The sequence below is a fragment of the Helicobacter sp. 11-8110 genome, from assembly GCF_003288905.1.
In the GTDB taxonomy this organism is placed as follows: domain Bacteria; phylum Campylobacterota; class Campylobacteria; order Campylobacterales; family Helicobacteraceae; genus Helicobacter_D; species Helicobacter_D colisuis.
Genome location: NZ_NHYL01000012.1, coordinates 26,128 through 36,272, shown reverse-complemented (window position 1 = coordinate 36,272; position 10,145 = coordinate 26,128). Strand labels below are relative to the sequence as shown.

General features: G+C 33.8%; 12 protein-coding genes and 1 pseudogene. 4 read left to right on the top strand and 9 right to left on the bottom strand.

The annotated features are described in order from the left end of the window. Together CCY98_RS08060 and CCY98_RS08495 are read right to left on the bottom strand one after the other, a co-directional pair. Positions 1-263: pseudogene (locus CCY98_RS08060) on the bottom strand (alpha-2,3-sialyltransferase); the annotation flags it as partial. 315 nt (positions 264-578) lie between these two features. Next, positions 579-1,916 carry a hypothetical protein gene (locus CCY98_RS08495; protein ID WP_181566571.1) on the bottom strand — a complete coding sequence of 446 codons (1,338 nt, stop codon included), beginning with the start codon at positions 1,914-1,916 and terminating at the stop codon, positions 579-581. Positions 1,917-2,147: 231 nt separating this feature from the next. Here CCY98_RS08495 and CCY98_RS08050 point away from each other — a divergent pair, with 231 nt between their 5' ends. Both CCY98_RS08050 and CCY98_RS08045 read left to right on the top strand, forming a co-directional pair. Further along, positions 2,148-2,633, top strand: coding sequence for a prepilin-type N-terminal cleavage/methylation domain-containing protein (locus tag CCY98_RS08050; RefSeq protein WP_112058035.1), 486 nt, complete (start codon positions 2,148-2,150; stop codon positions 2,631-2,633). Further along, a complete protein-coding gene (locus CCY98_RS08045) occupies positions 2,623-3,033 on the top strand; it encodes a prepilin-type N-terminal cleavage/methylation domain-containing protein (RefSeq protein ID WP_112058034.1) in 411 nt (136 codons plus the stop codon). Before CCY98_RS08050 ends, CCY98_RS08045 begins: the two co-directional genes overlap by 11 nt. A gap of 302 nt (positions 3,034-3,335) precedes the next feature. Here the strand turns inward: CCY98_RS08045 and CCY98_RS08035 are convergent, their stop codons facing one another. From CCY98_RS08035 to CCY98_RS08010, 6 genes are all read right to left on the bottom strand, one after another. Beyond that, positions 3,336-4,340 carry a beta-ketoacyl-ACP synthase III gene (locus tag CCY98_RS08035; protein WP_112058032.1) on the bottom strand — a complete coding sequence of 335 codons (1,005 nt, stop codon included), beginning with the start codon at positions 4,338-4,340 and terminating at the stop codon, positions 3,336-3,338. A gap of 15 nt (positions 4,341-4,355) precedes the next feature. Continuing rightward, positions 4,356-5,351: a phosphate acyltransferase PlsX gene (gene plsX, locus CCY98_RS08030; protein WP_220101908.1), complete on the bottom strand. Its 996-nt coding sequence runs from the start codon at positions 5,349-5,351 to the stop codon at positions 4,356-4,358. A gap of 21 nt (positions 5,352-5,372) precedes the next feature. Further along, on the bottom strand, positions 5,373-5,525 hold the full coding sequence (gene rpmF, locus CCY98_RS08025; protein WP_112058031.1) for a 50S ribosomal protein L32: 153 nt from the start codon (positions 5,523-5,525) through the stop codon (positions 5,373-5,375). Between the two features lie 10 nt (positions 5,526-5,535). Beyond that, positions 5,536-5,910: a hypothetical protein gene (locus CCY98_RS08020; RefSeq protein ID WP_112058030.1), complete on the bottom strand. Its 375-nt coding sequence runs from the start codon at positions 5,908-5,910 to the stop codon at positions 5,536-5,538. Next, positions 5,911-6,324 carry a nucleoside-diphosphate kinase gene (ndk, locus tag CCY98_RS08015; protein WP_112058029.1) on the bottom strand — a complete coding sequence of 138 codons (414 nt, stop codon included), beginning with the start codon at positions 6,322-6,324 and terminating at the stop codon, positions 5,911-5,913. 98 nt (positions 6,325-6,422) lie between these two features. Continuing rightward, complete coding sequence (locus CCY98_RS08010; protein ID WP_112058028.1) at positions 6,423-7,118, bottom strand: MqnA/MqnD/SBP family protein; 696 nt, start codon at positions 7,116-7,118, stop codon at positions 6,423-6,425. 149 nt (positions 7,119-7,267) lie between these two features. Here CCY98_RS08010 and CCY98_RS08005 point away from each other — a divergent pair, with 149 nt between their 5' ends. Further along, a complete protein-coding gene (locus CCY98_RS08005; RefSeq protein WP_112058027.1) occupies positions 7,268-8,125 on the top strand; it encodes an HDOD domain-containing protein in 858 nt (285 codons plus the stop codon). A gap of 63 nt (positions 8,126-8,188) precedes the next feature. Here CCY98_RS08005 and CCY98_RS08000 read toward each other — a convergent pair whose 3' ends face one another. Next, positions 8,189-8,785, bottom strand: coding sequence for a peroxiredoxin (locus tag CCY98_RS08000; RefSeq protein WP_112058026.1), 597 nt, complete (start codon positions 8,783-8,785; stop codon positions 8,189-8,191). A 159-nt stretch (positions 8,786-8,944) separates the two neighbouring features. On the opposite strand from CCY98_RS08000, the gene metK reads away from it, so the two are divergent. Further along, entirely contained in the window at positions 8,945-10,105 is a 1,161-nt protein-coding gene (gene metK / locus CCY98_RS07995) for a methionine adenosyltransferase (protein ID WP_112058025.1), read from the top strand. Positions 10,106-10,145 lie beyond the last annotated feature (40 nt).

Genomic DNA, 10,145 nt, shown 5'->3' with positions numbered 1-10,145 from the left:
ATAAAAGCTTCTCCTAGTTTATAAGTAAGACATTCTTTTTCTTTTAAAGATTCTTTGTAATCAGGATAAGATTCTAAATTAGGGAGTTTAAGATTAGGATTCTTTTTAATAGCTTCTTGGTATTGTTGTTGTTCTTGTTTATGTTTATCTTTGATATAAGATAAAACATAAGGCATTCTAATATATCCTAGTAAAGATTTAGAATTTTCTATCATAGCTTGTCCTAGTTTATAGGAGAGATGATTGTGGATTCTATCTTTAGCAGTAGTGAGAGTATTAAGATAAGCAAGTTTTCCTTTAAAGTTAGAAGTATTTTGAATTGGATGAGAAGGGTTTGAATTAGAAGATAGAATTTTATTTGCAGATTCTAATTGTTTTTTAGCAAAATCTAGTTGATTCTTAGTTTGAATTAATTCTTGTTTATTTATTTCTAATTCTTTTAAAACATTAGATTCATATCCTAATTCTTTTTCAAGTTGTTTGGTGTGTAATTGTTTATTGATTAGGTCTTGTTTAGCTTCTTGAATTTGTATTTGCTTTAATAAATTATCTTGTTCTAGATTCTTTATTTCTAAAGTTTATTTTTTGATAGGGAGAGAGGAGAGTTCTTTAGTTTTAGAAGTTAGTTCTTTAACTTTAGAATCGAGTTGTTGTTTGGTGGAATCTAGTTGATTTTTGGTTTGGGTGAGTTGTTGATTCTTTGAAGTTAATTCTTGAGTCTTAGCTTGGATGATTTGGTCTTTTTGTTGGAGTTGGGTTTGGAGGGGGGCAAGTTTAATCGGATCCATTAATCTGCAATACTCATCTATGATTTCTTTATAAAGTTTAATATCAGGGATTAAATGGTTAAAGTTATATTTAGATTCTATTTCAATGGTTTCATGATTATCTGGCATAGGATAATGCCATTCTCCTCCACTAGCCAATAAAAAATCGATAAGATCAAAATAATCTAAAATTTTAGTATGCTGATTTGGAATGACAGCTTCACTGCCTTCTGTTACAGGGTGATTAAGTTCATTAAAACGCACAGAAGTATTATTATCCACAATAAAATCAGCATTAATGGTATTAAATAGCCTTATAAGCGAACTAGCCTTAATAAGATTCTGCTTAAAATTGCTAACAATAATACTAGAGCAAGTATTATAAATAGAACCAACCTCAGGCTTTCCTTCATTCCAAGCATGAATGCCCAATAAATGAAACCCTTTATATTCTGTGGGAAATTGCAAACACACTCCGCTTCTAATTCTATAAATCTCCTCGCAAAAGGCTGAATTTTTAAGCGTTTTAGTTTCAATATTTTCACTAGAAAGAATCATCTGCTTAGGTGATACAATTTCAAATTTCGGCAACTTTGGAGAAAACTCAATTGTTTTTGTTTTTTGAAAATCATTAAAAGATTTAATAATATTTTCTCCCATTGCACTCATAAGTCGCACCATCTGATGAGCTCCCCAATATTTATAAAAATCCCATAAATTATCTTGCGCATATATTTTTTGCATATCAATAAGATTAAATCCATATCGATTAGCACAAATTCTATGGGCATTATTAATTGCGACCTCATTGGGATGTCCAAATAGTGGCAAAAGCAAGACAACAACGCGCTTTTGCAAATTATAAAGCGTTCCATAAAACCATTCAATACTTGCAAAAATCTTTTCCAAGGGGGTTCTGATGCGCTCATGATGATTATTAATAATTTCATTAATATTAGATTCGGTGATAATAAGATCAGTATTTTGCAAAATAGAACTATTTCTCTCTCTTAATAATTCATAAAGATTTTGCAAACTAATGGAACTTCCCAATGCAAAATTATAAAACTCTAACTTTTCTTCTTCTTTTCTATTTTCATTGAGTTTTGCAATTCCCTCTCTAATTCCTTTTTGCAACCCATTAACCATTACCGAATTACTTCCACCAAGTAAAACAATATTTTTCTTTAAAGAAGCGCTATTATCTGCCCCCCCTCCCCGAGCTTATCTTAGTTTCTATCATATTTCAATCCTTTTATTCCCAAAAATTTTCTCTAATGATACCAAAAAAAACTAAAAACCCTTTACACACACGATAGAAAGTGATAAAATCACTAGAATCTAAATAAAAAGCATAATAGCTACAAATTAGGGAATGCAATGAAGCCAAAAAATAAAAAAGCTTTTACGATGCTTGAGCTAGTGTTTATTCTAGTCATTTTAGGTATTTTAGCCGCCATTGCTATTCCAAAAATCTCTGCTAGTCGCGATGATGCCAAACTTGTCGCACTAAAAAGCGATATAAGCACCCTAAAGAGCTCTTTTCCTGCCTATTTCCTCTCTCAAGGACAAGGCACTTTTAGCGATGCTATCACTTTGAGTGAATCCAATTGGAATCTAGGAGATTATACGATTTCTACAAAACTTGAAGCATCTAGCGGAGGATCTTGCATTAGTGCAGAATTATTAAGCAATTCAAATGGCACACAAGCTAGTTCGCCAACTCAAGTGCGTTTTCTAGAAATTTCTGCTGCTGACACTCCAGATGCCAATGGAGACACTTGTCAAAAACTGCTCTATCAAATCAATCTCACTTCAGCAACTCCACTTATAATACCGCTTCTAAGCAATTCTATTGTATTTTAATAAACCTCTTTTGAATCACAGAGCCTTCACGCTTTTGGAAGTTTTGCTAGTTTTGCTTTTACTTGGAATCTTACTTAGCTTTGGAATCCCAAAGCTTTTTGATTACCAACAAAGCGCTTGTGATAAAAAACTGCAAATTCAAGTTCTTAATTTTAAAATTGCACTAAGAAACCATATCAAAGCTCAAAACAATTCCACCCAAAACCTTGACTTATCCAAACTTTATAAAAACTTAGATACGCAGCCTAGCCGCTGCTATTTCAAAATACAAAATAATGGTTTTATCGGAATTAACTCTGATAAATCTGTGTCTTTTGTGCTTAAAAATGGAATCTTAGAGTGCGAAAACACCAAAAGCTCCACTTTGCACAATGGAGAATCATATTGTGATATTTTCTAGCTAAGGGCGCAAAAGTGAGTTTCTTTTGCATATCATAAAATATCACCCTTTTTTAAATCACCATTTTATTTTTCATTTCCTAAAAATTTTTAAACTGTTTTTAGTTATTAAAAAACACAAATATAAAGAACAGATTTTAAACAAACCAACTTTAAAAACTTTAGCTCAAATCTTGAATATTAAAAAATTAACAAAAACAACCAAACAACCTATATCTATTCCTTAGAATCAATAATACAAACAAAAGTCAAGTTTCTATCTTATTTGCAATTAATCAAAATTATATTCATTGCTTAACTTAATCACTCTCCATTAAAACTAAGAATTGCTGATCCCCAAGTTAATCCACCACCAAAAGCATCAAGAAGCAACCTAGAACCTTTCTTTAATGCTCCTGCTTCATAATAATCATTAATCGCCATAGGAATCGAAGCAGCCGAAGTATTACCATATTTTTGCACACTTTGAGCCACTTTTTCAATCGGAAATCCCAAGCTTTCACCCACTGCTGAAATAATCCGCATATTAGCTTGATGAGGAATGAAAAAATCAATATCGTCTTTTGTTAGATGATTATTTTTCATAATTTCAATCACATCATTAGTGAGAGTTTTTACCGCTATTTTAAAGGTTTCATTGCCTTTCATTTTGATAAACTGCAACCGCTCTTCAAGCATTTTAGCATTCGCAGGATTCCTACTCCCACAACCAGGTGTCATCAAAAAGTCTTGATAGCCACCATTAGATGCCACTCTTACATCCAAAATAGCTTGACTAAAATCTTCACTTCTACCAATCACAGCCGCTCCCGCTCCATCTCCAAAAAGAACACAAGTGCTTCTATCTTCCATATCAATAATACTTGATAGCTTCTCTGCCCCAATAATAAGGACATTTTTACAAGCTTCCGATTCAATAAATGATTTTGCAAGATACAAAAGATAAATGAAGCCACTACACGCTGCTGAAATATCAAAAGCAGGTTTATTAATAATCCCAAGATTATTAGCCACCACACAAGCCGTTGAAGGCATACAAAGAAAATCTGGAGAAATAGTTGCTACAATAACCATATCAATTTCATCGGGGCTAAGCTTTGCCCTTTCTATGGCTAATTGTGCTGCTTTAGTTGCTAAATCGCTTGTCGCTTCAGTGGAATCAGCAAACCTCCGCTCTTTAATTCCCGTTCTTTTTTGTATCCATTCATCGCTTGTATCAACAATTTTTGAAAGATCATCGTTTGTTATAATTCGACTTGGCACATAAGCCCCAATGGAGTTTAAACTTGCATAGATTTTTTTCTCCATAGGAACTCCTAAAAATTATTTTGTTGTTATTTTATATTGTTGCAAGGCACTTAGAATCTTATCATTAATGCCATTTTCAATCGTAGAAATTGCCTGAAAAATTGCATTTTTCATTGCTTTAGCATTACTTTTCCCATGACAAATAATCACATTCCCATCAATGCCAAGAAGTGGCGCACCGCCGTATTCTGCATAATCAATTTGCTTTTTAAGCTTCTTAAACACACCTCGCATAAACAATGCTCCAAAAGTTCCTGCAAAGGAATCTTTGATATATTGTCTTAAGAGATGAATGATTGAATCTGCAACGCCCTCACTTGTTTTAAGGACAACATTTCCGACAAAACCATCACAAACAATCACCTCAACTGAAGAATCAAAAATATTATTGCCTTCAATATTTCCAATAAAGCTTGGATGATTCCTTAATATTTCCATTGCCGCTTTTGTGTTTTCATTGCCCTTGCATTCTTCTTCTCCATTGGCAAGCAATCCGATTCGCACTTTAGGGTATTTCAAAATCCATTTTGCATACTCATGCCCCATAACGCCAAACTCAAAAAGATTTTCAGGCTTACAATCCACATTAGCACCTGCATCAACAATGAGACTTTTATTTCCATCAGTGCGTGGCATCAAGGTGCAAATTGCAGGACGAGAAATGCCTTTTAAGCGTCCAATTTTTAAAGTTGCCAAACTCATAGTTGCACCACTATGCCCAGCAGAAACCACCGCATCTACTTCTTTGTTTTTGAGCATTTCCATAGCTAGGTAAATTGAGCTATCTTTACGCTTAAGTGCTGCAGTAGCACCATCATCCATTGCAATAAAATCTTCACAATGAATGATTTGAACTCTATTTACCATATTTGCAGGAATCAAAGGTTCAAGAATCGTTTTATCCCCAATAAGAACTAACGAAAAATCTCGCTCTTTTAATGCCCACAAAGCACCTTCTACAAGCGGTGAAGCTCCAAAATCACCACCCATTGCATCAACAGCAATTTTCACAATACTTACCAAGCCTTGATTTTAGTCTTTATATTTTCCAGTAAATTTATTTACCCTATGAGGCATTTTCCAAGTGCCATCTTTATCTTTTATGGGCATTGCTAGAGTGATTTTATAATGCGTTCTTCTCTTTGCTGCTCTTGTTTTACTTACGCGTCTCTTTGGTACTGCCATTTTTTACTCCTTAAATTTTAGTTTTAATATGATAATCACAGCGAATCATTTCCAATTCGCCCCTCAAAATTTCCTCCAAATCAATACTTCCATTCTCACATTCAACAACTTCTTCAAAATGTTCATTATCCAAGCTAACTTTTCCGTTGCTAAGATAAAATGAAACTTCATTGTCTAATGTCTCTAAGTATTCTTCTCCACTCAAATCGCATACTAACTCCATCTCTCCTTGCAAACTCGCATCAAGCCTGATAAAGTCTCTATAAGTTCTATCATAAGACAAGAAACCTTCAAACTTAACTGAATCTTTTTGAAGACTAAATGGAATCTTCTCTCCATTTCTACAAGCTTGAAATGCTCTTAAAAAAGGAATCTTAGAAGCCAATTAGCAAATTTCTCTTTCTGCAAAGAAAAATTTAATTTCTTTTTCTGCATTCTCTAAGCTATCACTTCCATGCACTGCGTTAGCATCAATGCTTTCAGCAAAGTCTGCTCTTATTGTCCCTGCTGCTGCTTCTTTAGGGTTTGTAGCACCCATTAATTCACGATTTTTCGCAACTGCATTCAAGCCTTCTAATACCATTACAACAACTGGACCACTTACCATAAAAGCAACCAAATCATTGAAAAAGGGACGACTTTTGTGAATGGCATAAAACTCTTGCGCATCACATTGGCTTAATTGAATTTTTTTCATTGCGGCAATTCTTAAGCCATTGCTTTCAAATCTATCAACAATTTTACCAATAACATTCTTTTTTACTGCATCTGGCTTAATAATGGATAATGTTTTCTCCATTTCCTTACTCCTATATTTCACCAAAAATTTTGGAATTTTATAAAATCAAAGTTATTATTATACAATAAAAAATTATATTTAACATTAAACGCATTATTTTAGAATCGTTTTGGAGGTTTAATTCCCAAAATTCGCAACTCTCTATAAAATCTTTGCATACCAAAATTAGCCTTTTTATCAATCTCATAAGAAAGAACTTTTAAATATTCTAAAATCTGCTTTTTGCTTACCCCTGTTTTTAAAGAAGCTTCCTCTAAGATATAGTAAGGTATTTTAATACTTTTTTGTTTAAAAGCCTGAATGATTTTCTTAAAAAAAGTTAAATCTTTTCTTACGCATAATCTCCCAAATACAAAAGGCAACCCTTGCCTAGAAACCCAATATTCCCCCATATCAATATAATCTTCTCTGGCTTCCTTTTGCTGTTTTAAAACCTCTATTAATGCTCGATCTCCAATCAAAACACGCCCTTTTAAGCCTAAAACCTTTAAAAGTGCGTTAGAAGTTGCTGATTGATAATCACTCCCTTCTTCTTCTTTTAGGCAAATAACGCTTAAGACTTTTTTTCTTGCGACAATTCCAATTTTTGAGGCAAAAAAATTACTTTTTCCTAAAGCTGTAATAGAAGACACAAACCCTGCATCAATGTAGCCAAATAAAAACTCTTTGTTAAGTCTAGCTGGATAAGATTTTCGTTTTTTATAACACAACATAAATTGAGAAGGTGTTGGATACGCGCGTATAAAAACTTCAAAAGGCAAAAGATTCAAATAATCAATTTTCCCAAAACGCATAAACTCTCCTTGCCAAATATTCCAAATAATTCAATATTTTACACTATATCGCTTTAATATTCACCCTAATTACCGCTCAATAAATAAGTGAAATTTTAAAAAAAATAATATAAAATTAAGCAAAAATAATTGGAAACAAGGATAAATGTATGAACCCCTTATTATTAAAGGCTATTCAAGATCTTCCACCTCTACCAAGCACCGTAACAGAATTGCGTAATTATATTGATTCTAATGGTGCAAATTTGGAAATCAAAAAGATTGCTACCATTATCCAAAAAGATCCGCTTTTAGTCGCAGAATTATTGCGCCTTGCAAACTCTCCTTTTTATGGATTCTCGCGACAAGTATCTACGATTCAGCAAGTTATTTCCTTACTAGGAATCAACAATATCAAAAATGTTGTTTTAGCCAATTCCATTAAATCTACCTTTACTATTGATGTTTCTCCTTATGGTTTGGACACTGCAGACTTTCTTAACAACTGCTCTAAGGAAGTAGATTTCATCTCAAATTGGCTCAAAGAAGAAGATAAAGCCCTAGCAAATACGCTTGTGCCTTGTGCAATGCTTTTAAGATTGGGCATGATTTTGCTCTCTGACATACTTATTAGGTCCAATAAAGACAAGGAGTTCTTGGCTGAAAATAAAGCTCATAATTTCCAAGACATTCACGAAGTAGAGAATCATTATTGTGGTGTTGATAGCGTATCTTTTTTGGGATTTTTATTTGATTATTGGAAATTTGATGAAATCCTAATTCAGAGTATCTCTTACATTGACACTCCTCACGCTGCCACAGATGAGACCAAAAAAAATGCGTATGCTCTAGCCATTACCAACTGCCTTTTTGAACCATATGCACCGCTTAATCATTTTAATTCCAAAAAAGCTATTGCTCTCTTAAATGAAGCAAAAACACAAAATATTAATTTTAATATGGAGAATTTTTTAGCCAATTTGCCTAAAGAAGCTAAAGATAACCTAGCGCAAGAATTAGAAAGCTAAATCTCAAAAGGGGGGAATTAGTTAAACCCCCTAAGCCTTTTTGGCTAGAGGGATTGTAGCAAATTAAAGTTTATCTGCGTTTTTAGAAAGATAGTCTGCTACGCCTTTAGCATCAGCTTTCATACCTTTATCGCCCTTGTTCCAACCAGCTGGACAAACTTCACCATTTTCTTCAAAGTAAGTTAATGCATCACACATTCTTAGCATTTCATCCATATTTCTACCAAGTGGAAGGTCATTGATTACAGCGTGGCGAACAACTTGATTTTTATCAATCAAGAAAGAACCTCTTAGCGCAACTGCTTCATCAATTAAAACTTCATAATCTCTTGAGATTTGTTTTGTAATATCAGAAACCATAGGGAATTGAACATTTCCTATTCCACCTTGATTAACTGGAGTATTTTTCCATGCAAAATGAACAACATCAGAATCAATAGAAACACCAATTACATTAAAACCTTTTTCTGCAAAAGCTTTTACTCTGTGATCCATAGCGATAATTTCTGAAGGGCAAACAAATGTAAAATCTTTTGGCCAAAAGAAAACGACTGCGCCATTTCTACCAAGATTTCTAGAAAGTTCAAAATCATTAACGATTTGATTATCTGCCAAAACAGCAGGTGCTTTGAAATTTGGAGCTTTTTTTGTTACTAACATTTTAAATCCTTTATAAAAATAATTTGTTGATAAAAAATATCAACTGGAATGATACCAATAGTAATATAAATTCAATATTAAATATTTCTTGAATCTTTTTTACACTTTTTAAGATTATTTTTGATAAGATTACAAAAATTAAAAATACAAGGTGAATTTATGAAAAAAGAATTTCTTTTTACTTCTGAATCAGTTACCGAGGGACATCCAGATAAGATGGCTGATCAAATCAGCGATGCGATTTTAGATTATATTATAGAGCGCGATCCAAAGGCTAGAGTAGCTTGTGAAACTTTACTTTCTAATGGTTATTGTGTGATTGCCGGGGAATTAAAAACTCACGCTTATGCTCCTATGCAAGACATTGCTAGAAGCGTGATTCGAGAGATTGGCTATATTGATGCGCGTTATGGATTTGATTACCGCAGTGCTGGTGTGCTTAATGGAATCGGAGAGCAAAGCCCCGATATTAATCAAGGTGTAGATAGAGAAGATGGTGAGATTGGAGCAGGAGATCAAGGCTTAATGTTTGGCTATGCTTGTCGCGAAACTGATGTTTTAATGCCACTTCCTATTTATCTTTCCCACAGAATCACCGAAAGATTAGCCGCCCTTAGAAAAGATGGAACACTTCCCTTTTTGCGCCCTGATGGCAAATCTCAAGTTACAATCAAATATGCCAATGGAATCCCTGTGAGCATTGACACTATTGTTGTCTCAACTCAACATAGTCCAGAGACTTCTCAAGAAACACTTAGAAGTGCCGTTATTGAAGAAGTTATCAAAAAATCTTTGCCAGAGCAATTTGCAACTGACAATATCCGCTACTTTATCAATCCAACTGGAAAATTTGTCATCGGTGGTCCTCAAGGTGATGCAGGGCTAACAGGGCGAAAAATCATTGTTGATACTTATGGTGGAAGCTGTCCGCATGGTGGGGGAGCTTTTAGTGGAAAAGATCCAAGCAAAGTCGATAGAAGTGGTGCTTATGCGATGCGATATGTCGCAAAAAATCTTGTGGCAAGTGGAATCTGCGATAAAGCCACCGTTCAAATTGCCTATGCTATTGGAGTGGTAGAACCTGTATCAATTCTTGTCAATACTCACGGAACAGGAAAGGTAGAAGATTCCAAAATTGAAGAATGCGTTAAAAATCTTTTCCGCCTTACACCAAAAGGCATTATTGAAAGTCTAGACTTACTCCGCCCTATTTATCAAAAAACTGCAAGTTATGGACACTTTGGTAGAGAATTGCCTGAATTCACTTGGGAAAAAACTGATAAAGCAGAAGCCATCAAAGATTATTTCAATCTCAAATAAAAATTAGAGAGAATCTTGGATTCTCTCTAATTTTATTCCT

Bases quoted from the DNA above. Each gene is read 5' to 3' on its own strand.
- CCY98_RS08495 (WP_181566571.1), bottom strand. From the start codon at position 1,916: ATGGTTAATGGGTTGCAAAAAGGAATTAGAGAGGGAATTGCAAAACTC.
- CCY98_RS08050 (WP_112058035.1), top strand. From the start codon at position 2,148: ATGAAGCCAAAAAATAAAAAAGCTTTTACGATGCTTGAGCTAGTGTTT.
- CCY98_RS08035 (WP_112058032.1), bottom strand. From the start codon at position 4,340: ATGGAGAAAAAAATCTATGCAAGTTTAAACTCCATTGGGGCTTATGTG.
- rpmF (WP_112058031.1), bottom strand. From the start codon at position 5,525: ATGGCAGTACCAAAGAGACGCGTAAGTAAAACAAGAGCAGCAAAGAGA.
- ndk (WP_112058029.1), bottom strand. From the start codon at position 6,324: ATGGAGAAAACATTATCCATTATTAAGCCAGATGCAGTAAAAAAGAAT.
- CCY98_RS08010 (WP_112058028.1), bottom strand. From the start codon at position 7,118: ATGCGTTTTGGGAAAATTGATTATTTGAATCTTTTGCCTTTTGAAGTT.
- CCY98_RS08005 (WP_112058027.1), top strand. From the start codon at position 7,268: ATGAACCCCTTATTATTAAAGGCTATTCAAGATCTTCCACCTCTACCA.
- CCY98_RS08000 (WP_112058026.1), bottom strand. From the start codon at position 8,785: ATGTTAGTAACAAAAAAAGCTCCAAATTTCAAAGCACCTGCTGTTTTG.
- metK (WP_112058025.1), top strand. From the start codon at position 8,945: ATGAAAAAAGAATTTCTTTTTACTTCTGAATCAGTTACCGAGGGACAT.